The organism is Ochrobactrum sp. A-1 (assembly GCF_022488005.1).
GTDB lineage: Bacteria > Pseudomonadota > Alphaproteobacteria > Rhizobiales > Rhizobiaceae > Brucella.
Map to the genome: position 1 here is coordinate 1,348,370 of NZ_JAKVQC010000004.1, position 21,435 is coordinate 1,369,804.

Consider the following 21,435-nt stretch of genomic DNA (forward strand, 5'->3'; position numbering starts at 1 on the left):
GGTTTCCCCTCTGGCCACCGTCCGCGAAAGTTTCCTCCCTTTCATCGGACAGCCTGCAAGTTATGACGTGAAATCCTGTTTAAAACGCCCCTGATTGCCCTTCAAAAACCCTGTCTGCAAAACTAGATTTGCCCAAGCTCTTGCGCTTTTCAAGCGGAATCTGCACAAAAAACGTAATTGCCTAAAATTCATTCACACTCCGTTCCAATGCCTGTTTAAGCGACGCCGCATCGTGGGAGATTGACTATTTGCACGGCATAAAATCAGATGGCGAAATGACATTCAAAACCATTCATCATCTGACGGTTTCCGACAAATCGGAACTCCCGTTCCGCACTGTCCGCGCCGGGACACCGCGAGGAGTTGTCCAGATATGCCACGGCCTTGCCGAACATTCCGCGCGCTATGAACGTTTCGCCTCCGCCTTGGTCGCGGCGGGCTACCACGTCTATATCCACGACCATCGCGGGCATGGCACCAATATCGGCGCTCATGCGCCAAGAGGAATGTTCGCACAAAAGCAGGGCCATGTTGTAGCTATCGAGGACGTGCGCGCGCTTAACCGACATATTCACGAGAACCATCCGGGTCTCCCGGTCGTGCTTTTCGGACATTCCATGGGCGGGCTGATCGCGCTGAACTATGTGCTGAACTACGCCGATACAGTCGATGCGGCCGCGATCTGGAACGCCAATGTCGATGGCGGTGCGGAAAGCGCTTTGGCATTCGCACTCCTTTATACGGAGCGCATGCTGAAAGGTTCGGACGTTCCAAGCGCCATTCTGCCGAAAATAACCTTCCGAGCCTGGGGGCGATCCGTACAAGGCCACCGCACGCTATTCGACTGGCTTTCGCATGATACGGCGGAAGTCGATGCATATGTCGCCGATCCGCTTTGCGGTTTCGATGCCAGCGTGGCGTTATGGATCGACATTTTCCACATGATCCGCCGTGGCGCTGATGACCGGAACTTCTCGAAAGTCCCGCGAAACATGCCGTTCAGTCTCGTTGGCGGGGCCGAAGACCCCGCAACGGTGAACGGCGCTGCCGTGCGCAGGCTGGCGGAGAGAATGCGGAAAATAGGTTTCGAGCGTGTCCAATGCACGATCCTGCCCGGCACCCGCCACGAGAGCCTCAATGAGATCAACCGGGATCAGGTGACGCAGAATTTTCTGGATTGGCTGGAGCAGGCTCTTCCGTATCCGGCTATGTCCGGCTAAAAAACGGCAGTCAACCGATCAATCGAGCTATTATCCGGGCCAGAACTCACGTTTACTTGAACCGTCTTGGCTTTGCCATCCAATCAATGCTATGGAGCGCGCCTTGCGCTTTATCGGGTTTCCGGGCAGGAAAGCCGAGCTTAAGCAGATAGCGCGAGGAATAAAGGAACACTCCGCTTGGACACACCGACGATTTCTGTGGTTATCCCCTGCCGCAACGAAGCCGACAATCTTGCCTTTTTGCTGGATGAAGTCGATGCCGCCATGCAGGGCCGCGCATACGAAGTCATCGTCGTCGACGACGGTTCGACGGACTCAACCAGCGATGTACTCGCGGGCCGCATTCATGCAGGCAAGCCACTGCGCCATCTGCGCCACGACCGGTCGTCAGGCCAGAGCGCCGCTGTGCGTTCCGGCGTTTTCGCAGCACGTGGCAAGATCGTCGTGACCATGGACGGCGACGGACAGAACAACCCCGCCTATCTCCCCGTTCTGGCAGATGCGCTGTTAAAGGCCGGGCCTGATTACGGCATTGCTGCCGGACAGCGCCTCAAGCGTACGGATACAAAACTCAAGCAGCTTTCGTCACGCTTTGCCAATAATCTGCGCGGCGCGATCCTCAAGGACAAGACCCGCGATTCCGGCTGTGGCCTGAAAGCGCTGCACACTGACCTGTTCCGACAACTGCCTTTCTTTGATGGATGGCATCGCTATCTGCCTGCCTTGGCGATCCGCGAGGGCTTCGACGTCGTGCATGTCGATGTGGTCGACCGCGAACGCCGCCACGGCAAATCCAATTACGGCATTCTGGACCGTGGAGTGCGCGGCATTCTGGATCTTTATGGCGTCTGGTGGCTGCGGAAGCGCCGCAAGGTCGTTCCGCGTGTGAGAGAGATCACCCATGACTGATATTTTCAACAGCCTGTCACAGTGGCTGCACGAGGTCTTCGTGGCGCAGTGGGATGGCTGGATCGTGCTGGGCTTCGTCGCTCAGGCCTGCTTCACCATGCGCTTCGTCGTGCAGTGGCTGGCATCCGAAAAGGCAAAGCGCAGCGTCATGCCGGTCGCCTTCTGGTTCTTCTCGCTTTTCGGCGGCACCTTGCTGCTGATCTATGCGATCCAGCGCAAGGACCCGGTCTTCATCGCGGGCCAAGGTCTTGGCCTCGTCGTCTATATCCGCAATCTCTGGCTCATCGCCAATGAGAAGAAGCGGCTGACGGTCGGGGAGTAAACTCCCCGTCCGTCTAGAGCGCACCCCGAAAAGTGTGAAACGGTTTTCGGAAAAGATGCGCGTCAAAATAAACAGTTAGAGCGCGTTTCGGACGCAACACCGGTTTCCACTTTTGCTGGAAATGCTCTGGTCAGGCCCGAAGCGTCCGGCCGACGGAACGATAATCAAGGCCGGTGCCTGCAATGTCTTCTGCCTTGTAGACGTTGCGCAGATCGATCAGCACATTTCCGGCCATACCATTGGCCACCCGTTTCAGATCGAGCGCACGATAGGCGTTCCATTCGGTCAGCAGGGCAACAACGCCTGCGCCCTTCGCCGCTTCATAGGCCGAATTGCACCAGACAACATCCGGCAGCACCGCCCTGGCAGCGTCCATGGCTTCAGGATCATGCGCCTGCACCTTGATCCCTGCTTTCTGAATGGCCGCGATAATGTCGAGCGCAGGAGACTCGCGAATATCATCGGTGTTCGGCTTGAAGGCGACGCCCAGGACAGCAACCGTGTCTGCACCGTTTTCCTTGGCGGCAGTCACGATCCGTTCGGCCATCGACTGTTTGCGCGTCTCATTGACCGCAATGACCTGCTCGATCAGCGATTGCGGCGCATCATATTTCTTGCCGGTCGCAGCGAAGGCACGTGTGTCCTTCGGGAAGCACGACCCGCCAAAGCCCGGACCGGCATGCAGGAATTTCGAGCCGATGCGGTTATCCATGCCGATTGCGCGAGCCACTTCCTGCACATTGCCGCCAGTCTTCTCGCAAAGGTCGGCAACCTCGTTGATGAATGTCACCTTCATGGCCAGAAAGGCATTGGCCGCATATTTGATGATCTCGGCATTTTCCAGCGACGTGACGACCATCGGCGTTTCACGCAGGTAAAGCGGACGATAGAGGCGCTGCATTGCGGTTCTGCCGCGTTCGTCTTCCACCCCGACAACCACACGGTCGGGTCGCATGAAATCCTCGATTGCCGAACCTTCCCGCAGGAATTCCGGATTGGACACCATTGAGAACGAGACACCCGGATTGGCAGCCTTGATGCGGTCGCGTATACGCGCATTGGTACCGACCACGACCGTCGACTTGATAACGACCACGGCACCGGGCTTCATGGCAGCGGCGATTTCATCCGCAGCCGCTTCAATATATTGCAGGTCCGCCTCGCCATCTCCGCGACGGGATGGCGTGCCGACCGCGATGAAGATGACGTCAGCGTCCGCGACACTTGCCGGAAGATCGGTACTGAACTCCAGCCGGCCATCGCGAATATTGCGGGTCATCAGTTCATCGAGCCCCGGCTCGAAGATGGTGACTTTCCCGGCCTTCAGCCGTTCGATGATCGATGGGTTCTTGTCGACGCAGGTGACGTGAAAGCCGAATTCGGCAAAACACACACCCGAAACCAGCCCCACATAGCCCGTTCCGATCATCGCCAGCTTCATATGTTCAGTCCTTCAGTTGCCTTCGCGAGAGCCTGTTGAGCTTCCCTGCCCCGTTTGCCGGAAATGACGGCGTTAGAGAACCGGGGAGCCGTTCACTTAAAGTTACATGCAGACCGGAAGCGTCAAACAACTTCATTTGCAGGCAGCCATAACCGAAATATCGGTAGGCTTACAGCCATTTGTCGTAGTCGGACACCAGGAGATGTAGCGGCTTCTCGTTTTCTTCGATATTCGAAAAACGGCCGATCGGCTCGCGGAAAATATTGTCGGTCAGGTCGTCGTTGACAGTCGAAACCTCGCCAATTAGCACATCGCCGCCCTCGCCCCAGAAAGCATGCCAGTTGCCCGGCAGCAGTGTCACGCTTTCGCCCGGCTGCAGCTTCAGGTGAGCACCAGCCTTCTGCGTCACAAGGCGTCCGTCGGTGGCAACCGTCACGTCGGTTTCCTCATCTACACTGCCATCCGGCAGCGAATTGAACAGTTCCAGCACCAGTGTGCCGCCACCACGATTGATAATGTCTTCGGCCTTCACCACATGGCGGTGCATCGGAGAAAGCTGGTTCTTGCGCGAGATCATGATCTTTTCGGCATAAAGCATGCCACCACCGCGCTTGAGGTCCTCGGCATTGCCGTTGCGCGTGGTGAAGAGAAACAGGCCGAGATCGGCAAATTTGCCCTGCCCGTAATCGGTGATATCCCAGCCAAGGCGCGCGTCGCGAATAGCATGTGCATCCGAAGAGGTCCGCGCCTTCAATTCCTCGGGAGACCAGTATGCGAAAGGCGGCATGACATAGCCGAAAGAGCGAATGAAAGCGTCGCTTTCGCGGATGATTTCGTTGATTTCAGAACGTTTCATGGCCACCGAGCCTCCCATGGAATGAAACAGATTGGGATGTGGTTGACGTGGTAACTGGCTTTTAAACCAATTTGCAATCCCGGAAACGCTCCGAAGGCATATGTAACACATATTTGCTACGATCTGATCACGCCGCAAAAGCGACATTTTGGCGTGTCGTCTTTACGCGAAAACCATGTCGCATCCCAATGCGCGTTTAGAATAGTTCAGTGATTGAATCAGAATAACGGAAGCTAGTTCACAGACCTCGGGAGATGTGAGCAAGCCATTGAGATAACGGGATAAGCCGTGCTTCCGGAAGACAAAGGGAACACCGGATCGAGCCATAGTCGCTGGGAGAACAGCAGAGGGCAGATCCAAGATGGAAAGCAAGGGTTCGATTCTATGGACGTTCGCAACGAAATGCTGGGGCTGTTGACCGGGCGCGACCCCAATTTCAGCCTGGAGCAAAAATTCTACACCGATCCGGAATATCACAAGCTGGATTTGGAGAATATTTTCTACAAGGACTGGCTGTTTGTGGGCCATGATTGCGAATTGCCGAAGACCGGTTCCTATATGACCGTGCAGATCGGCGCTTATCCCGTTGTCATCGTTCGCGATGCGCAGGGGGGCATTCGTGCTTTCCATAATTCCTGCCGCCATCGCGGTTCGCGCATTTGCGCGGCCGAAAAGGGAACTGCAGCAAAGCTCGTCTGCCCTTATCATCAGTGGACCTACGAACTGGACGGACGCCTGCTCTTCGCACGTCAGGTCGGCCCTGATTTCAAACCTGCCGAATATGGCCTGAAGCCGGTGCATTGTGAAACCGTCGCCGGCTATATCTATGTCTGTGTCGCCGAGGAAGCGCCTGATTTCGGTGCTTTCCGCAATCTGGTTGAACCCTATCTCGCGCCGCACAATATCAAGGACGCAAAGGTCGCTTTCGAAAGCTCGATCATCGAAAAGGGCAACTGGAAGCTCGTCTGGGAAAACAACCGTGAGTGCTATCACTGCGCCGCGAACCATCCAGAACTCTGCCGCACCTATCCGGAAGCTCCTTCGGCAACCGGCGTGCAGGGTGTGATGGAAGACCCCGAGATCAACCAGCTCTGGAAAAATTGCGCCAACGTCGGCCTGCCTGCGGAATTCAACATGTCCGAGGATGGACGCTATCGCATCACCCGCATTCCGCTTCTGCGCGACGCGGTGAGCTACACCATGTCCGGCAAGGCAGCCGTCAAGAAGCCTTTGAGCGATCAGGTGGCTGGCAACACGAATATCGGCGCAATGCTGCTGTTCAACTATCCGTCGACCTGGAACCATCTGATGGCGGATCATGCGATTTCCTTCCGCGTTCTGCCGATCAGCGCCGAGGAAACGCTTGTCACCACCAAATGGCTCGTCCACAAGGATGCTGTTGAAGGCGTGGATTACGATCTTGATGAATTGACCCATGTCTGGATCCAGACCAATGACCAGGACCGGCAGATCGTTGAAGAAAATGCGGTTGGCATTCGCTCGCCCGCTTATCAGCCCGGCCCCTACTCGGTCGAACATGAAGGCGGCGTGATGCAATTCCTCGAATGGTATACCAACACCATTACACCGCGCCTGCGTGGCGAAGCAGCAAAGCTCAGCCGCGTCGCCTGATAGTGTAATGCGAATTGAGAAGTGAGAAGGCCATGCAGCCTCTGAAATATCTGGACGAGATGCTGCCGTGGAACGACAGGTTGCAGATGCTGGAATGCATCTCGGCCATCGAAGAAGCGCCAGACGTGATGACCTTCTCCTTCAAGACCACCGAGGACAACTGGTTCCGCTATACGCCGGGCCAGTTCGTCACTCTTGAACTGCCAATAGAACGGACGGATGGTCTTGGCCCGGTGCTTCGGACTTATACGCTTTCCTCGACCCCATCCCGTCCCTACCATATCTCCGTCACGGTCAAGGCGCAGAAGGACAGCATAGGCACCCGCTGGATGCTCGACAATCTGCGCCCACCGATGAAGATCAAGGCTTACGGACCGAACGGCGATTTTTCGCTCGCCAACCATCCGGGCGAAAAATATCTCTTCGTTTCTGCCGGCTCCGGCATCACGCCGATGGTCTCCATGACGCGCTGGCTCTTCGACTGCGCACCGGCAACCGATGTCGCCTTCATCAATTGCGCGCGCACGCCGGACGACATCATCTTCCGCCGCGAACTGGAACTGCTTACCGGTCGCATGGAAGCAATGCATCTGGCTTTCATCGTGGAACAGTCGTCACCGCGACACGTATGGCTGGGTCTGCATGGACGCATCGACCGTGCCCGGCTTGAATTGCTGGCGCCTGATTTTCTGCATCGCAAGGTGTTCTGCTGTGGACCGGAACCGTTCATGAACGGTGTACGCGGCCTGCTGGAAGACGCTGGCTTCAACATGGCCAACTACCATCAGGAGAGCTTTAACCCGGCCAGCGAGATTTCGTCGGTTCCGGTGCCATCCACACTCTCCGAAGCAGCGAGCACTGTGGCAGCACCCGCCGCCCCGGCACCGGCAGTTGCCGCCGCAAGCGTCGTCTTCAGCCTTTCAGGTGTGGAAGTCGAATGCACGGAAAACGACACGATTCTGCTTGCCGCACGTAATGGAGGTCTCAAGATTCCGAGCGCCTGCGAGTTCGGAATCTGTGGCACCTGCAAGGTGAAGTGCCTCGGCGGCGAAACCGAAATGAACCACAATGGCGGCATTCGCGACGATGAAATCGCCGAGGGCTATATCCTCGCCTGCTGCAGCCGCCCACGCGGACGCGTGGAGATTGATGCCTGATAACGGAGCCTGAATCAAAAAGCGGCATGTGTGTGCGAAAATGGTGATTTTCGAGTACCGGAGCGGAGCGTACTTAAGGGTACGTGAGCACCGGAACGCAGAAAATTGCCATTTGCAGCCACACAGGGCGACTTTTGGAACAGGCTCTTAGGCTTTTTTCAGAAATTCGGTCCGCAGCACCAGTCCCTTGACCTGCTTGGTGCTGCAATCGACTTCGTCCGGATTTCCGGTGAGGCGAATGCCCTTGACCAGTGTTCCCCGTTTCAGTGTCGTCGAGGTGCCCTTGACCTTCAGGTCCTTGATGAGCGTGACGGAATCGCCGTCATTCAACTGAGTGCCATTGCTGTCGCGGACGATTACGTCTGTCATGATCGTTTCCTGTCTGGTTCCTGATTGGAATCGTCCGTAGCACTCTTGCCGATGTTATACCAGAACGCGGCTTATTGCTGGTCTCGCGAACCCTGTCTGGCTATAGTCGATTATGAAATGAGAAAAGCGAGTATTCCATGATCGGTCATGCACTTGTGGTTGTCGACGTCCAGAATGATTTTTGCCCCGGCGGCGCGCTGCCGGTTGATCGCGGCGACGAAATCATTCCCGCCGTCAACCGGCTGATTGATGAAAGCGAACACGTCATCCTCACGCAGGACTGGCATCCAGCCAATCATTCGAGCTTCGCCTCAACCCATCCCGGTACCAAACCTTTCAACACTGTCGAGATGGCCTATGGCCTGCAGACACTCTGGCCCGATCATTGCGTGCAAGGCAGTCATGGCGCGGATTTTCATGCCGATCTGCAATGGACGCGGGCACAGCTCGTCATTCGCAAAGGCTTTCGCATCGGCATAGACAGCTATTCGACATTCTTCGAAAACGACCATAAAACGCCGACCGGTCTTGGCGGATATTTGCGCGAACGCGATATCGGTTCGCTCACATTGGTCGGGCTGGCCACCGATTTCTGCGTCGCCTATTCGGCGCTCGACGCCATAGAAGAAGGTTTTCAGGTGCGCGTCCGTCTCGATGCGTGCCGTGGGATCGACCTCAACGGCTCGATGGACATCATGCTGCAGAAAATGAAACAGGCTGGCGTCGAACTGATCGACGAGCCTGTTTCAGCATCGCATCTACTCTAATGGTCTGATCCCGACATTTGCGTCCCTCTGATACAGGAGCCGAGTAAATGTCGGAATCGCAAAGACCACTAGTAACTTTATGTATCTCGTGGATTTTTCGAATTTGACGTTTGAAACAGCATCTCATTCAGTCGGGATTCAAACGTCAAATTCAATCCACTAGCTCGCCGTCCGGCATAACGACGAAGATCAGCACCGCAATGATGGTGATGAAGAAGCGGAACGCGGATTCGATCCCGTTCCATGTTTGCGACATCCACATGCCGAACCATTCTCCGCCGACCGACATGAAGCCAACCTGCCAGACCAGAAAGCCGAGCGACAGACCGGCGATGGCCCATTTCTTGGAGCGATTGAAACTGGCCGCGCGATCCGTCAGACGGCCGAGCATCGCAAACGCTCCGATCCAGCACAGGATTGCCGTCAGCGTTTCCGCCGCTATGATGAGAATATAGGCGGCATTGTGCAGCATTGGATTATCGATAGCGCGATATTTGATCGTCGCGTCGGGAAAGATCGTGTCCATCATCAGCACGTGCTGCACGAACCCGAAATTGGTGTCGTAATCGGTGATATTACCGAACGAAACCAGCGTTGCGAAAAAGGCAATCGCCGCCACGAAGGCGGTCTTGCTTAACCGTGTCACGATCATGGAAACGTCTCTCCCCGAAAAGGCCGCAGCATGCCGATCATGTCCCCTGAAACGATCTGCGGCATGAAAGCGATATCAATCGCACTCGGATGATGGTCCTCAACTCCGGCGATTCGGTCAAGACCAACAAAAAGGGCAGCCGAAGCTGCCCTTTTGATCCAGTCAGACACATCAGACTAGTGCCCTGCAACCTCTTCGGCTTCTTCCTGCCAGTTCGGATTGAGCCGGTTATAGCGCAGCGAAGACATGAACGAGAGACCGATCAAAGCGGCGCCGATAAGGCCGGTAATGACTTCCGGAATATGCACCAGCGTCTGGACATACATGATGACCGCCAGAACCAGGATCGCATAGAAAGCGCCATGCTCGAGATAGCGGTACTGGCCGAGCGTCTTGCGTTCGACAAGCATGATGGTCAGCGAACGCACATAGAATGCACCGATACCAAGCCCTATTGCGATAATGAACAGGTTCGTAGTCAGTGCGAACGCACCGATAACACCATCGAACGAGAAGCTGGCATCAAGCACTTCAAGATAGATGAAGGCGCCCAGGCCACCACGATGGACCATGTCCATCTGCTCCTGCGTGGCATCCAGAACCTCGCCAAGCCCTTCGACGGCAAGGAAGGTCAGAAGACCGAACAGCGCGGCAATCAGGAATGTATGCGAGTGCTCAGCATCCAGTTGATAGGAGAAGAAGATAATCAGAGCGATTGCAACGCCGATCTCGACACCTTGCACGGAAGCGAACTTCGACATGCGGCTTTCGATGGCCTTGATCCAGTGCACATCCTTCTCGACATCGAAGAAGTACTTCATGCCGACCATCAGCAGGAATGTACCGCCGAAGGCCGCAATGCCTGTATGCGAATCCGAGATCACGCGGGCATATTCATCCGGCTGCCAGATCGCAAGCTTCAGCGCCGAGATCGGATCGGTCCACATGGCAACCGCAACGATAGCCAGCGGGAAAATGATGCGCATGCCGAAAACGGCAATCACAATGCCCCAGGTCAGGAAGCGATGCTGCCATTCCGGCGTCATGTCGCGCAGGATGCGCGCATTGACGATGGCGTTATCGAAAGAAAGTGAAATTTCGAGAACGCTCAGAACCGCACAAATGATGAAGACGGAGACCATTCCCCCAAAGGTGCCGGTCATTTCGTAGCCGAGCCAGAGAGCACCTGCGAGACCCAATACGGTGAAGACCATGGGCCAGATAAAGTATCGAAGAGTGGCCATTGCAAACCATCGAATTATTATTGTTATCAAACGGAAACAGGCACTGGTCGCTACAGCGCGACTTCCCGCGAAGCGAAATCCGCTTCCCGTCGCACGCTCTACCTGACCAATGCTCTTCCCGCCAAGGCGTACCGGCTATGTAAGTAGGCCATCAGATGCAAACAAGAGAAAGCGTGGCAATAATTTGGCTTCTTTGCGGATTTGATGTGCTGAAATATTTCGTTACTATTTCGTGATACTAAAGTAGAACGACCGCGCAACTCCACCTTCTTGTCTCATAGTAAATTTTGCCGAAACGCCAGATTTGTACGAATTGTCACGTGGCAAAAACTTTATCTCAACATAAATTCATAGTGTGGGTGGCAAATCGCTGTCGGTTGCGCACCCTTCAGGAATAAGGGAATTCAACAAATGATTGCTCCGGAAGAGCTACAGCGTCGAATAGAAAGAAGACTTGCCGAGAGCAGTTTTTCACAGCCGGAACTTTTGATCCGGCGGGCGCATCGCATGGCGCAGGAAGGCAAAAACGGATCTGCCTCCGTTGCCGACGCGTTGCTCAAGGAAGCCGGATCGCAAATAAGTCTGCGTGAACTCTCTGAAATAATTGACCACAAGCCGTGGCTGCTCGAAACGATTATCAACGGTGCGGGAAAAAAGAGCGGTAACTCCGACCACCACTAAAAAGTTTTCCTACAACAGCGTGAAACGGCTTTCGAAACTATTGGCGCCAAAGCGCGCGACGCTTCCAGCGTTTATCTCCAGTACATGACTGCAAGGGGAGAAAGACATGATGATAACCGGACCTCAATGCCGCGCTGCCAGAGCTCTCGTGGAATTCTCCCGCGATCGCCTGGCCCAACTATCCGGCATCGACACAGCGACCATTGAACAGTTTGAACGCAAGCTCGGCACGCCATCGGACGAACAAATACAGGCATTGGCCGACACCCTGGAAAAGGCCGGGGCGCTGTTCATTCCGGAAAATGGCGGCGGTGCTGGGGTGCGTCTGAAATTCAATCGCTCGGAAACTCGACGCATTGCCAATCTGGAGAACGAAGGCGGCCCGACTGCCTCCGATGACGTACCCTGAAACGAAAAAGGGCGGCTAACCGCCGCCCTTGAACCCGTACAACTAGAGCATTTCCAGCAAAAATGCGAAGCGGTTTTGCGCAGGATAATGCAACGAAACAAATGCTTAGGCGATTTCTACGACTCCGTTTTAACCGGAACCGCTCAAAGTTACTTCTTCTCGATCAATGCCGGTGCTATCGGCAAAGGGTCCATCTTGACCGTCACAAGGTCCTTGGCATCAAGGTCCATATCCTTGAGGGATACGCTGCGCAAAACCTGATTGTCGTAGGTCTTGATGTAATAAATGTCATTTTTCATATCAGCGATCGAGGTCCACTGGGTATATTCCAGCGGAGCCTGCGGGTCTCGAATGAGACCTTTCGGAATATCGAAATTATTGGCGATATGCTCAGCCAGACGAACGCTTTCAGGGCCGCTGGGCAGTTTTGCTGCTGATAGCACATAGGCGCTTGCGCGCACGAAACGCGATGGCGGCGTAGAATCTCCCGGCACACCGAGCAGACCCGACCCGTGCCCCAGCGGCTTGATCGTCGCATTGTTGATGACGAGCGGCTTGGCGTTTTCAGGCGACAGATTGACGTAATTGCGCAGGTTCGTCAGATGCCAGTCGAAATTCGGTGAATTGGTCATGACACCAAGCGGATTATCATAAACCTTGAGCTTTCCATCGACCGGTTCAATGACAATCGAAGCTCCCGTCTCGTCATGCAACGTGTAATGGAACGGCGGCGCGATACCCAGGTTTTCCTGTTTCACATTGATGACGGAAACCGTATCGAGTGCGGCCTTGACTTCAGCGACTGTCGCAAAATTGGTCAGCGCCCAGCTCAGAAAGTCCCAAGGCGCAAGACTCTTCGCCGGATCGGCCGTGGCCGGGTCCTGATACTGCGCGAAATCTGGAAAATAGAGAATTCCGCCCGCAAGTCCCTTTTCGTTCATACCGTCAGTAAGCGCCGGTACGCCAAAAGCATTCATCCCGACAGCCGCATACTGACCCTTCCACTTCATGCCGGGTTTGCCGGCCGCTGCAGTCGATGTTATTTCAAATTTGCGCGGAATGACGATGAGATCGGATTTCAGTTCGAAAGCGAACTCCATCGTGCGTGCGTAAACATAGCCATCATCCGTCGTCGGGAGAACAAAGCTCGTGCAGGCAAACGCAGCCTGTGGAACGACCAGACCAGCGCCGATAAGAGCTGCGGCGACACCGCGCGCAAAAACCTGGCGATATGACTTCCAGATAGAATGTTTCGTTTTCATGATGACCTCGTTACTCCACGATTTGTCATTTCAAAAATGTCCAAACTAACAACCCTTGCCTTGCCCTGGCGAACAGAGAGGCCCTCTCCCTTTTTCGAATAAATGGTTGCGCCCCATCAAAGTCAACAGAACAAACCTTAATATAAGTATTAATTTTCAGTTTATTTCGCGCAATGATTAACATATATATAGATCAAGATTTGAATCTGATGTATTATCGGAATTGCTAATACATAATCTAGGGGGTTTTTTCGGTGAAAGACGGAAGATCGCGTAACCATAACGGGAATTTACTGTTAAAATTTTCCAGAAATATTATATTAGCATCAACTGTTTTAATAGGTACATCAGCAGCATCGCTCGCTGCAGATGCCGTGGCGACACAACCAGAAATTCAGGATCAGCAGCGCTGGCGCGTGATCTTCAGCCCTTATGTTTGGGGCGCATCGCTGAATGGTAGCGCCGGCCTGCTGGGCCGCAGCACCGATGTGAATGTCCCCTTCCGCGAGATTTTCGACAATCTCGATATGAGCTTCATGGGCAATATCGACGTCAACAATGGGACGGTTGGCTTTTTTATCGACGGACAGTACGTCAAAACCAGCCAGGACGAAAACCTGCGGGATAACGAGCTTGCTCTCGATATCAAGACAACGACCCTGTCCGGCGGTGCATATTATCGCATCTATGAACAGCAGCTCGAAGGAACCACGCTCTTCGGAAACCAACGGGTTTTCGCAATTGAACCAACGGTCGGTGTGCGCTGGACAAAGCTGGAGGCCGGACTTGAAGTCGGTCCTTTCAGCGGATCACGCAAGGTGGAGTGGACCGATCCGTTCATCGGTACGCGCGTCTTTTACGACATCAACGACCGCTGGAACATTTTTGCAGAAGCCGACATTGGCGGTTTCGGGGCTGGAACCAAGCTCAGCGCCAACGGCCAGATTTATCTCGGTTACCGTACGCTCGTCTTTGATGTCCCGACGACATTCCGCGTCGGCTATCGGGCGCTCTATCAGGATTACAAAGACAACGACACTATCGAGAAGTTCAAGTATGACGTGACCCAGCATGGGCCGGTCATCGGTCTCTCCGTTACATTCTAGTTCACAGCACAATTAATCTCTGTTGCTCGACCCGCCGGTAATACCGGCGGGTTTTTGCTATTCGGCCCAGACCAGCGCAACCTTCTGCTGGAATATAGTCGGATGAGATCACCAAAATAGGGAAAGGATTGTTAGGGAGAACTTCCCTAAGTAAAACGCAACGACTCCCGATAATAATAAGCGGGAGATTTGAGTGCACATCGAAAAATAGAAAAACGATTTTCGGTGTGCGTGTCTAAAAAACAGTCAGAGCGCCGATCACATCCAATCAGAAGAAACGCGCGCTGACTTTGGGGGAATGAATGACTTACATCTTTGAGCTGCCGATTTACCTTTCGTTTGCGGCCTTCGCCATACTCGGGATTGTGTTTTATGCGGTCGGACGTTTCGCACTCGACATGCTGTCCAAACACGCAGCCAGTGATATTCTTTCCATTCCCATCGGCGCTTTCATCAGCACTATTGCGACAGCTTGGGCTTTATCGCTCGGCTTTGTTGCTGCGGACATATGGAGCGTTAATTCCAGGGCTGATCAGGCGATCAGTGAAGAGCGTTCGGCCATTTCCCGTTTGATCGGAACCTCCCATACGGAAATATTGAACGCACCTGCACTTACTGCCGCCCTTACCGGCTATCGCCTTGCTGTAATCGACGACGAATGGCGCGACAAGATCAATGTCGAGCCGGCTGGTTCCGTGGAAACGGCGTTGCAGAACATAAGGCGCGAGATCATCAATCTGGCGCGCGGCGATGTACCCTCACCTGTTATCTCCCAGCTCATCAACGACTTCGATGAACTGCAGGACGCACGCAATACCCGTCTGGCTGTAGGATCGACCTCAATCGACTATTACAAATGGTATCTTGTGCTTTCGCTGACATTCCTGACAGCGATAACCATCGCAGCCACCCATGCCGACCGCGTACGAGCTGGCGTAAAGGCGCTCGTCATTTATTCGCTGACAGCATCGTTCTGCCTCTGGATTCTCGCAATCCATGCCAATCCATATCAGGGGCTGGAACGCCTTGAACCATCACTCCTTTTCACCAGCCACAAGCACGGCTAAGATACCGGAAGATTCGATCTATTTTATCCTGCTGAAATTACAGGGAAATCCGTTTAGAACGCGGAGTAGCGATTTGATAAAATTCCTGGGCGCTGGCGCCCTTATAGGTTTGGTGTTTCCCGTCGGAATGGCTTCGGCACAGACCTTCAGCGTCTGTCACGGCTATGAATGCCATTACCGAACAAAGGTTACGCTTACCGCGAAAGACGAACAGCGCATCCGGAATCTTCTGCAGATCGGTAGCCGTAGCGCAGATGGGGAGCGGAACGGATTGCGGACTGCGGTTGCAATCTTCGAACAGCGAAGCACCGCAGCCATCGGCGTTCGGGACAAGCCGAAAATGCAGTTCGGCAAGGCCCGCATCAAGGGCCAGATGGATTGCATCGATGAATCGACCAATACGGATAACTTCCTGCGCTATTTGCAGTCGCGCGGCTGGCTAAAGCATCACAAGGTCGCACGACGCACCTCTCGCGGCGCGTTCTTCGACGGCCGTTATCCGCACTGGACCGCCGTTATTGAGGACAGGCAGGGCCAGAAATGGGCCGTCGATTCCTGGTATGAGGCAGGCGGCGGGCCGCCAGATATAATGCCGCTGCAGCAATGGAAGCAGCGCGGCTATATGGGCGAGCGTTAAAACCCGTGCACCTGTCTTTCTAGTAACTATCTTCGCCTTATATCGCGTAGCGAGGGCATCCACCCAATCATCCTGACTAACGGGCATCCTGCCCCAGAGATTACCGGGCATTTTAGAGGGGACGATCCATGCCGATTTTGAAACGGTCCTTTTCCAGCATCTGCACCACCGCACTCGTTGCAGGCAGCATGCTTGCCGCGCCGATTGCCGAAGCCTGCACGCGTTTCGTTTATCACGGAGCCAACGATCAGGTAATGACTGCGCGATCCATGGATTGGAAAGTAGATGTTGCAACCAACCTCTGGATTTTTCCACGCGGCATGAAGCGTTCCGGCGAGGCGGGCAAGAACTCGCTCCAGTGGACGTCCAAATATGGCAGCGTCATCGCTTCAGGTTACGACATTTCAACGACGGATGGGTTGAACGAAGCTGGACTTTCCGTCGGCGCACTGTGGCTGGTCGAATCCGAATATCCCAAATATGACGGTACCACCCCGGGTCTCAGCATCGCGGCATGGGCGCAATATGTGCTCGATAACTTTGCCACGGTCGATGAAGCAGTCAAGAAGCTGAGCACCGATCCTTTCACAATTGTAACGGACAAGGTGCCCGGCGAAGACAGGCTGGCGACACTCCATCTGGCGATATCCGATTCCAGCGGCGACAGCGCGGTCATCGAATATATCGACGGCAAGCAGGTGATCCATCACGGCAAGCAATACCAGGTGATGACCAACTCGCCGACCTATGACGAGCAGCTGGCGCTCAACTCTTACTGGACCCAGATTGGCGGTACAGTCATGCTGCCGGGCACCAACCGAGCCGCCGATCGTTTCGCACGCGCTTCCTTCTACGTAAATGCCATTCCGAAAGCCGAAGACCCGGTCGAGTCGATTGCCAGTGTGTTCAGCGTCATCCGGAACACCTCGGTCCCCTATGGCCTGACGACACCTGACCAGCCGAACATTTCCTCGACACGCTGGCGGACAGTGGCCGACCAGAAGCGCAAGCTCTATTTCTTCGAGTCCGCTTTGACACCCAATGTCTTCTGGGTTGATTTGAAGAAAATCGACTTTTCACCAGAGAGCGGCAAGGTCAAGAAACTCGATCTAGGTGCCAATCAAACCAACACGTTCAATGGCGTCGTCAACGACAGTTTCAAGGAAAGCGAGCCCTTCAAATTCCTCGGCCTCTGAGCTGGTTCTGCAATTTTTTGCTGAACCAATCGCTCCCCGTTGCGTTAGTTAACCATAACCAAGCCAGAACGGGGGGCCAGAACGGAGGAACAACCAATGGACTGGAATCGCGTTGAAGGAAACTGGAAACAGGCCAAAGGCAGGATCAAGGAACAGTGGGGCAAACTCACCGATGACGATCTCGACCAGATCAACGGTCGACGCGAGCAGTTGGAAGGTAAAATCCAGGAACGCTACGGCCTAGAAAAGGACCGCGTGCGTTCCGAGCTGGACGATTGGTACAATCGCCAGACCTGGCTTTCGTAAAGCCCACATTATTCGAGAGAAAGCCCTGCCAGTCGGCAGGGCTTTTTCAATTGTTACCGGCAGCCATCCACGCGCTGCAGTGATGCCGACAGCCCCATCAGGGAAAACGTATAGCGGGTCTGCGTGCCGCGTGCCGATGTCGCCTGCACGTTGAGCGTTTTGCCAGCGCGCATGGCGCGCATCAGCTTCGCCTCATCAGCAACATTTTCCGCCCAGGCACGATTGCCCTCGCTGAAGAATGGAAAGCGCGTGCCATCCACCATCACGTTGACCGAGCTGTCAGTCTTCAGCTCATACCCCATCACCAATTGAGGGCTGTATTGGCCATCCGCCTTGGAAATAATCACGAAATTATCGCCGTGCCGCACACCGGCGGGATGAAAATTGATCGGCACCGTCAAGGCATAGCACTTGTTACCCGCTAGGTCGGTGTTCTGGTAAACGCCCCAATCGCGGAACTCACCCAAATAACTCGTCTTCGCTGAAGCCGCGAGAGAACTCGCCACCAACCCTGCCAATGCCAGCGCAACGGTGGTTGCATTTTTTCTCATCGCCCAAAACCTCCATTTTGTTGCCAGTTCACGTCACTTAAAAAATTGTTTCATTGCGTTACTATTTTCTTAACGAACTGCTAAAATTTGTTGAAAGTTTGCGATGAGAACCAAAACACCGATCTGGTGAAACAGACCGGTGTTCTGCAAACCGGATCGAAACGCGCCCTAGAACCGGAATTGAAGCCCCAATGAGTAGCCAACCTCATTGCCGTCTTCATGTGCAAAACGCGCATTGATTTCGCTGAACAGGCCAATGTTCTCAGTTACTGCCAGCTGGGCTCCCAATTGGGCGCGCCCAAAGTCCTTATCGACACCTCCAAGAAAAGCAATTCGGTCGCGGCCATCGGCTATACTGGTCAGACGGATTGTTTCAGGGCGGCCATCAGCCAATTCCCGCACCCATTTCACACTCGTATATGGCCGTAGGACCATACCATTTGCGAACGTCATGGTGCCATGCAGACGCCAACCAATACTGGCCTCGAGCGAATCGAAATCCTGCTTCGCGTAGTCTAACGCGGTTCTGAAGACGTCCCCTTCATCGAAGCCATCGATACGGTAGCGCATATAATCGAGACCGGCCACCGGACCACTCTTCATACCGGCCCAGCTGAAATCATGACCACCTTCGATGCGGGCACCCCAGAACAGTGCGGAAGTATCGGACTGCAATTGTTGATTCAGCAGAACAGGACCGTTCATTGCCTGCAGGAAGACCGAGCGATCATTATCGAAGCTGGTCCGCCCGATATTGATGTCGCCCGCAAACCAGTTGGAGGCCGCATCCTGATAAAGGGCGTACAAAGCCCCCTGCCAGCTATCGCCGTCAATCGAACCGTCATTGGCCAGCTTGTCCCGACTGCGCTGAAAGCTGAGGCTTCCACCGAGCGTCCACGCTTGATTGTAGCGATAATCACCGAGAAGGTGAAAGCCAAGACGATTGGCATCCGAAATTCCGGGCAGGTCGAAACCGCCGCCCGGATATAACTCCCCTTCCACACTTGCTTCACCGCTGAACGTTCCGACGGCGCGATCGCTTTCAAGCAAAGTCAACCAACGACGGCTATGCAAACTCGTCAGTGCTTGATGCTGACGCTGCATTTGATCCGTCATTTGCCGGATCATCGTGCCTCCGGAAGCTGTCGAGGCAAGCAGATCTGCGCCCGTCAGTTCGAGGACGAGACGGGTCAGCAGCCTTGAAAAGTCCTGGAGTCTCTGGTCAATACGCTCCTGACCGAAGGCATTGGTGAGAACATCCTTATTGTCGAGACTCGGCGTATGCCATGTCGAACCGCCGGGGATCGCCGCATTGTCCGTCTGCTGATAACCGTCGAGATCGCCAAGTTCCCAGTTGGTCGCCTCAATGAACAGAACCGGCACACCGAGCCCGTTGAAACTTTCCCCATCGCTACAGCAACCAGTTCCAGCCGGATACTCATGATTGAGCCCGGGATTGGTAAAGAGCGGAATATCAAGCTCGTTCGCGATGCGCAAAATCTGGTCACGATAAGCAGTCAAAGCCGGATTATCGATGCTATTGCTGCCTGCATGGGCATACATCTTATCGCCGGTAATGAGGCTGTCGAGATTGATCATGCCGAGCATATTTGCGCGCTGTTCGTCACTGAGCGACGCAACATAGGCTCTAGATCCCCGCAGCCCCTCCTCTTCCGCTCCAAAACCGACCACTTCCAGACCATTTTCCAGGGGAATACCAGCTAGATTGCGGGCGATCTCGGTCAAGACGGCTGCACCGGAGGCATTATCATCGAGCCCCTGAAGCGTTGGACGGCCGTAATAGGTGTCGTAATGTGCGCCGAGAACCAGATACTGGTCGCTTGTGCCTGGTGCCGATGCAATAACATTCTGCGAACTGCGGCTGCCTGCCCAAGTAAAGTCCTGTCTGCTTGTCGCGTAACCAACACCGAGGCGCGACTGCATCCAGTCCGTCGCACCGACAAAACTGGCCGTACCGCGATAACGACCGGGATATTCAGTAATCAGTCGTTCAAGCGTCTCATTGGCATATTGTCCATAGTCATATGCCGACGCTTCTTTTGCTAAACCTGTGCTGGCAATACCAGCCGACAGAACAACTACATGCATCATACGGCGAAATGCCGATGTCCGTGTCAATGCCATCTTATGTGAAGCGATTATTCCTGCAGTACGGAGTCTATCCGGCCGCTTTCCCCACTTATAATACACCATGAACCCCAATCATTATTATGTTTCATGGTGTGATTGTTAGTTAAGCGAGCTTACGGCGTCACGGAATTATTGAGGAGAACTCACATATAACTTACGTTCAAGGGAAGAACGACGGATCGTTAAAAGCCGGTTCATTGAAAATGACGATAAACACAGTGCAGCAATACAAATGGAAATGCCGCCCATTGGCATAAAATAACTGAAGAAAAAATGGTGGGCCCGGAGGGACTCGAACCCCCAACCAAGCGGTTATGAGCCGCCGGCTCTAACCAATTGAGCTACAGGCCCCACGCATCCTTGCCCTACCCTAAAGAAAGCCGGGACACAAGCTGTCAAATGCATCAGTTGCCCTAATGCGCACATATTCAGTTGCGATGCATGCAACCTGGAGCATTTCCAGTAAAAGGGCGAAGCGGTGTTGCGTGGGATGATGCGACGAAACAAATACTTAGAGCGGCTCCAGCGACTCCGCATGAACTGGAACCACTCTAGAGCCACGGTCTTTCTGATTTGAACCGGCAGTTGCAATTGGCACGCATTTCGAATCTGATATCGTCGGCTTCAGACAAGAGCGGGAACTTAAGAAATAAATGATTTCAAAGGCAAAGCGGCTAACCGCACCGGTGCAACCAGCTTTGCCAGAGCTGCCTCAACTTTCTCTATAGGAGATTTTATGAACAACCGCGCTACCACTCTTCTTGCAACCTCCTTTTCTGCAATCATGCTCGCAGGCGCACTGACGCTGCCAGCTCTGGCACAGGAGAATCAGATGACGAAGCAGCCTGCGCGTATCGCCGTCACCGGCGAAGGCACCATGACCGCCTCGCCCGATATGGCCATCCTCAATCTCTCCGTATTGCGCGAGGCAAAGACCGCGCGCGAAGCCATGACCGCAAACAACGAAGCCATGGCGAAAGTACTCGAAGCCATGAAGAAAGCTGGCATTGAAGACCGCGATCTTCAGACCGGCGGCATCAACATCCAGCCGCGCTACGTCTATCCGGACGACAAGAACGGGCTGAAAGAGCCGAACATCACCGGCTATACGGTTTCAAACAGCCTAACGGTTCGCGTGCGCGATCTGGCCAAGGTGGGCAACGTGCTTGATGAATCCGTCACGCTCGGCGTCAATCAGGGGGGCGATCTGAGCTTCGTCAACGACAATCCGGCAGCCACGATCAATGAAGCGCGCAAGCGCGCCGTTGCCGACGCTATCGCCAAGGCGAAGACGCTTGCCGATGCTGCCGGTGTAGGTATCGGTCGCGTTGTCGAGATCAACGAGCAGAGCCGCCCACCCATGCCAATGCCGATCGCTCGCGCGCAGTTCAAGACCATGGCTGCCGCAGCACCGGAAGATGCCGTGCCCGTTGCAGCAGGCGAAAACAGCTACAACGTTTCGGTCAATGTCGTTTTCGAAATCAAAGAATAACGGCAGCT

Annotated in this window: 22 protein-coding genes and 1 tRNA gene; 14 read left to right on the forward strand and 9 right to left on the reverse strand. The window is 54.4% G+C overall.

Going from position 1 to position 21,435, the window contains the following annotated elements; genetic code table 11:
• Window positions 1-275 precede the first annotated feature (275 nt).
• The 3 genes from MKS82_RS16030 (at window position 276) to MKS82_RS16040 (ending at window position 2,451) form a co-directional block, all read left to right on the forward strand.
• Window positions 276-1,220, forward strand: coding sequence for an alpha/beta fold hydrolase (locus MKS82_RS16030; protein WP_109989534.1), 945 nt, complete (start codon window positions 276-278; stop codon window positions 1,218-1,220).
• A 177-nt stretch (window positions 1,221-1,397) separates the two neighbouring features.
• Window positions 1,398-2,129 carry a glycosyltransferase family 2 protein gene (locus MKS82_RS16035; protein ID WP_010659700.1) on the forward strand — a complete coding sequence of 244 codons (732 nt, stop codon included), beginning with the start codon at window positions 1,398-1,400 and terminating at the stop codon, window positions 2,127-2,129.
• On the forward strand, window positions 2,122-2,451 hold the full coding sequence (locus MKS82_RS16040) for a lipid-A-disaccharide synthase N-terminal domain-containing protein (RefSeq protein ID WP_109989516.1): 330 nt from the start codon (window positions 2,122-2,124) through the stop codon (window positions 2,449-2,451). Before MKS82_RS16035 ends, MKS82_RS16040 begins: the two co-directional genes overlap by 8 nt.
• 130 nt (window positions 2,452-2,581) lie before the next feature.
• Here the strand turns inward: MKS82_RS16040 and MKS82_RS16045 are convergent, their stop codons facing one another.
• Both MKS82_RS16045 and MKS82_RS16050 read right to left on the reverse strand, forming a co-directional pair.
• Window positions 2,582-3,892, reverse strand: coding sequence for a UDP-glucose dehydrogenase family protein (locus MKS82_RS16045; RefSeq protein WP_109989517.1), 1,311 nt, complete (start codon window positions 3,890-3,892; stop codon window positions 2,582-2,584).
• 169 nt (window positions 3,893-4,061) lie between these two features.
• Complete coding sequence (locus MKS82_RS16050) at window positions 4,062-4,748, reverse strand: D-lyxose/D-mannose family sugar isomerase (RefSeq protein WP_109989518.1); 687 nt, start codon at window positions 4,746-4,748, stop codon at window positions 4,062-4,064.
• 384 nt (window positions 4,749-5,132) lie between these two features.
• Here MKS82_RS16050 and MKS82_RS16055 point away from each other — a divergent pair, with 384 nt between their 5' ends.
• Entirely contained in the window at window positions 5,133-6,380 is a 1,248-nt protein-coding gene (locus MKS82_RS16055; protein WP_109989519.1) for an aromatic ring-hydroxylating oxygenase subunit alpha, read from the forward strand.
• Window positions 6,381-6,412: 32 nt separating this feature from the next.
• Window positions 6,413-7,537: a hybrid-cluster NAD(P)-dependent oxidoreductase gene (locus MKS82_RS16060; RefSeq protein WP_109989520.1), complete on the forward strand. Its 1,125-nt coding sequence runs from the start codon at window positions 6,413-6,415 to the stop codon at window positions 7,535-7,537.
• A 147-nt stretch (window positions 7,538-7,684) separates the two neighbouring features.
• Here the strand turns inward: MKS82_RS16060 and MKS82_RS16065 are convergent, their stop codons facing one another.
• On the reverse strand, window positions 7,685-7,906 hold the full coding sequence (locus tag MKS82_RS16065; protein WP_010659694.1) for an alkylphosphonate utilization protein: 222 nt from the start codon (window positions 7,904-7,906) through the stop codon (window positions 7,685-7,687).
• A 137-nt stretch (window positions 7,907-8,043) separates the two neighbouring features.
• On the opposite strand from MKS82_RS16065, the gene pncA reads away from it, so the two are divergent.
• A complete protein-coding gene (gene pncA / locus MKS82_RS16070) occupies window positions 8,044-8,673 on the forward strand; it encodes a bifunctional nicotinamidase/pyrazinamidase (RefSeq protein ID WP_109989521.1) in 630 nt (209 codons plus the stop codon).
• 151 nt (window positions 8,674-8,824) lie between these two features.
• Here the strand turns inward: pncA and MKS82_RS16075 are convergent, their stop codons facing one another.
• Both MKS82_RS16075 and MKS82_RS16080 read right to left on the reverse strand, forming a co-directional pair.
• Window positions 8,825-9,325 carry a DUF2165 family protein gene (locus MKS82_RS16075; protein WP_109989522.1) on the reverse strand — a complete coding sequence of 167 codons (501 nt, stop codon included), beginning with the start codon at window positions 9,323-9,325 and terminating at the stop codon, window positions 8,825-8,827.
• 176 nt (window positions 9,326-9,501) lie between these two features.
• Window positions 9,502-10,569, reverse strand: coding sequence for a DUF475 domain-containing protein (locus tag MKS82_RS16080; RefSeq protein ID WP_176036847.1), 1,068 nt, complete (start codon window positions 10,567-10,569; stop codon window positions 9,502-9,504).
• Window positions 10,570-10,980: 411 nt separating this feature from the next.
• Between MKS82_RS16080 and MKS82_RS16085 the strand changes: the two genes are divergently transcribed.
• Both MKS82_RS16085 and MKS82_RS16090 read left to right on the forward strand, forming a co-directional pair.
• Entirely contained in the window at window positions 10,981-11,250 is a 270-nt protein-coding gene (locus MKS82_RS16085) for a hypothetical protein (protein WP_109989524.1), read from the forward strand.
• Between the two features lie 106 nt (window positions 11,251-11,356).
• A complete protein-coding gene (locus tag MKS82_RS16090; protein ID WP_109989525.1) occupies window positions 11,357-11,659 on the forward strand; it encodes a helix-turn-helix domain-containing protein in 303 nt (100 codons plus the stop codon).
• A gap of 149 nt (window positions 11,660-11,808) precedes the next feature.
• Here MKS82_RS16090 and MKS82_RS16095 read toward each other — a convergent pair whose 3' ends face one another.
• Window positions 11,809-12,921, reverse strand: a complete 1,113-nt coding sequence (locus MKS82_RS16095) for a linear amide C-N hydrolase (RefSeq protein ID WP_109989526.1) — start codon at window positions 12,919-12,921, stop codon at window positions 11,809-11,811.
• A 314-nt stretch (window positions 12,922-13,235) separates the two neighbouring features.
• Between MKS82_RS16095 and MKS82_RS16100 the strand changes: the two genes are divergently transcribed.
• From MKS82_RS16100 to MKS82_RS16120, 5 genes are all read left to right on the forward strand, one after another.
• Window positions 13,236-14,027: a hypothetical protein gene (locus MKS82_RS16100; protein ID WP_419190732.1), complete on the forward strand. Its 792-nt coding sequence runs from the start codon at window positions 13,236-13,238 to the stop codon at window positions 14,025-14,027.
• A gap of 302 nt (window positions 14,028-14,329) precedes the next feature.
• On the forward strand, window positions 14,330-15,094 hold the full coding sequence (locus tag MKS82_RS16105) for a bestrophin-like domain (protein WP_109989528.1): 765 nt from the start codon (window positions 14,330-14,332) through the stop codon (window positions 15,092-15,094).
• A gap of 76 nt (window positions 15,095-15,170) precedes the next feature.
• Complete coding sequence (locus MKS82_RS16110) at window positions 15,171-15,731, forward strand: hypothetical protein (protein ID WP_109989535.1); 561 nt, start codon at window positions 15,171-15,173, stop codon at window positions 15,729-15,731.
• A 128-nt stretch (window positions 15,732-15,859) separates the two neighbouring features.
• Window positions 15,860-16,927, forward strand: a complete 1,068-nt coding sequence (locus tag MKS82_RS16115) for a linear amide C-N hydrolase (RefSeq protein WP_109989529.1) — start codon at window positions 15,860-15,862, stop codon at window positions 16,925-16,927.
• A 96-nt stretch (window positions 16,928-17,023) separates the two neighbouring features.
• A complete protein-coding gene (locus tag MKS82_RS16120) occupies window positions 17,024-17,233 on the forward strand; it encodes a CsbD family protein (protein WP_109989530.1) in 210 nt (69 codons plus the stop codon).
• A 53-nt stretch (window positions 17,234-17,286) separates the two neighbouring features.
• On the opposite strand, the gene MKS82_RS16125 is transcribed toward MKS82_RS16120, so the two are convergent.
• From MKS82_RS16125 to MKS82_RS16135, 3 genes are all read right to left on the reverse strand, one after another.
• Window positions 17,287-17,784, reverse strand: a complete 498-nt coding sequence (locus tag MKS82_RS16125) for an invasion associated locus B family protein (RefSeq protein WP_109989531.1) — start codon at window positions 17,782-17,784, stop codon at window positions 17,287-17,289.
• 168 nt (window positions 17,785-17,952) lie between these two features.
• A complete protein-coding gene (locus MKS82_RS16130) occupies window positions 17,953-19,896 on the reverse strand; it encodes an autotransporter domain-containing protein (RefSeq protein WP_109989536.1) in 1,944 nt (647 codons plus the stop codon).
• A 313-nt stretch (window positions 19,897-20,209) separates the two neighbouring features.
• Window positions 20,210-20,286: transfer RNA gene (locus MKS82_RS16135), tRNA-Ile, on the reverse strand.
• Window positions 20,287-20,671: 385 nt separating this feature from the next.
• On the opposite strand from MKS82_RS16135, the gene MKS82_RS16140 reads away from it, so the two are divergent.
• Window positions 20,672-21,427 (forward strand): SIMPL domain-containing protein, encoded by a 756-nt coding sequence (locus MKS82_RS16140; RefSeq protein ID WP_109989532.1) that lies wholly within the window; start codon window positions 20,672-20,674, stop codon window positions 21,425-21,427.
• The last annotated feature ends 8 nt before the right edge of the window (window positions 21,428-21,435 follow it).

Bases quoted from the DNA above. Each gene is read 5' to 3' on its own strand.
- MKS82_RS16030 (WP_109989534.1), top strand. From the start codon at position 276: ATGACATTCAAAACCATTCATCATCTGACGGTTTCCGACAAATCGGAA.
- MKS82_RS16040 (WP_109989516.1), top strand. From the start codon at position 2,122: ATGACTGATATTTTCAACAGCCTGTCACAGTGGCTGCACGAGGTCTTC.
- MKS82_RS16045 (WP_109989517.1), bottom strand. From the start codon at position 3,892: ATGAAGCTGGCGATGATCGGAACGGGCTATGTGGGGCTGGTTTCGGGT.
- MKS82_RS16050 (WP_109989518.1), bottom strand. From the start codon at position 4,748: ATGAAACGTTCTGAAATCAACGAAATCATCCGCGAAAGCGACGCTTTC.
- MKS82_RS16055 (WP_109989519.1), top strand. From the start codon at position 5,133: ATGGACGTTCGCAACGAAATGCTGGGGCTGTTGACCGGGCGCGACCCC.
- MKS82_RS16060 (WP_109989520.1), top strand. From the start codon at position 6,413: ATGCAGCCTCTGAAATATCTGGACGAGATGCTGCCGTGGAACGACAGG.
- MKS82_RS16065 (WP_010659694.1), bottom strand. From the start codon at position 7,906: ATGACAGACGTAATCGTCCGCGACAGCAATGGCACTCAGTTGAATGAC.
- pncA (WP_109989521.1), top strand. From the start codon at position 8,044: ATGATCGGTCATGCACTTGTGGTTGTCGACGTCCAGAATGATTTTTGC.
- MKS82_RS16075 (WP_109989522.1), bottom strand. From the start codon at position 9,325: ATGATCGTGACACGGTTAAGCAAGACCGCCTTCGTGGCGGCGATTGCC.
- MKS82_RS16080 (WP_176036847.1), bottom strand. From the start codon at position 10,569: ATGGCCACTCTTCGATACTTTATCTGGCCCATGGTCTTCACCGTATTG.
- MKS82_RS16085 (WP_109989524.1), top strand. From the start codon at position 10,981: ATGATTGCTCCGGAAGAGCTACAGCGTCGAATAGAAAGAAGACTTGCC.
- MKS82_RS16090 (WP_109989525.1), top strand. From the start codon at position 11,357: ATGATGATAACCGGACCTCAATGCCGCGCTGCCAGAGCTCTCGTGGAA.
- MKS82_RS16095 (WP_109989526.1), bottom strand. From the start codon at position 12,921: ATGAAAACGAAACATTCTATCTGGAAGTCATATCGCCAGGTTTTTGCG.
- MKS82_RS16105 (WP_109989528.1), top strand. From the start codon at position 14,330: ATGACTTACATCTTTGAGCTGCCGATTTACCTTTCGTTTGCGGCCTTC.
- MKS82_RS16115 (WP_109989529.1), top strand. From the start codon at position 15,860: ATGCCGATTTTGAAACGGTCCTTTTCCAGCATCTGCACCACCGCACTC.
- MKS82_RS16120 (WP_109989530.1), top strand. From the start codon at position 17,024: ATGGACTGGAATCGCGTTGAAGGAAACTGGAAACAGGCCAAAGGCAGG.
- MKS82_RS16125 (WP_109989531.1), bottom strand. From the start codon at position 17,784: ATGAGAAAAAATGCAACCACCGTTGCGCTGGCATTGGCAGGGTTGGTG.
- MKS82_RS16130 (WP_109989536.1), bottom strand. From the start codon at position 19,896: ATGATGCATGTAGTTGTTCTGTCGGCTGGTATTGCCAGCACAGGTTTA.
- MKS82_RS16140 (WP_109989532.1), top strand. From the start codon at position 20,672: ATGAACAACCGCGCTACCACTCTTCTTGCAACCTCCTTTTCTGCAATC.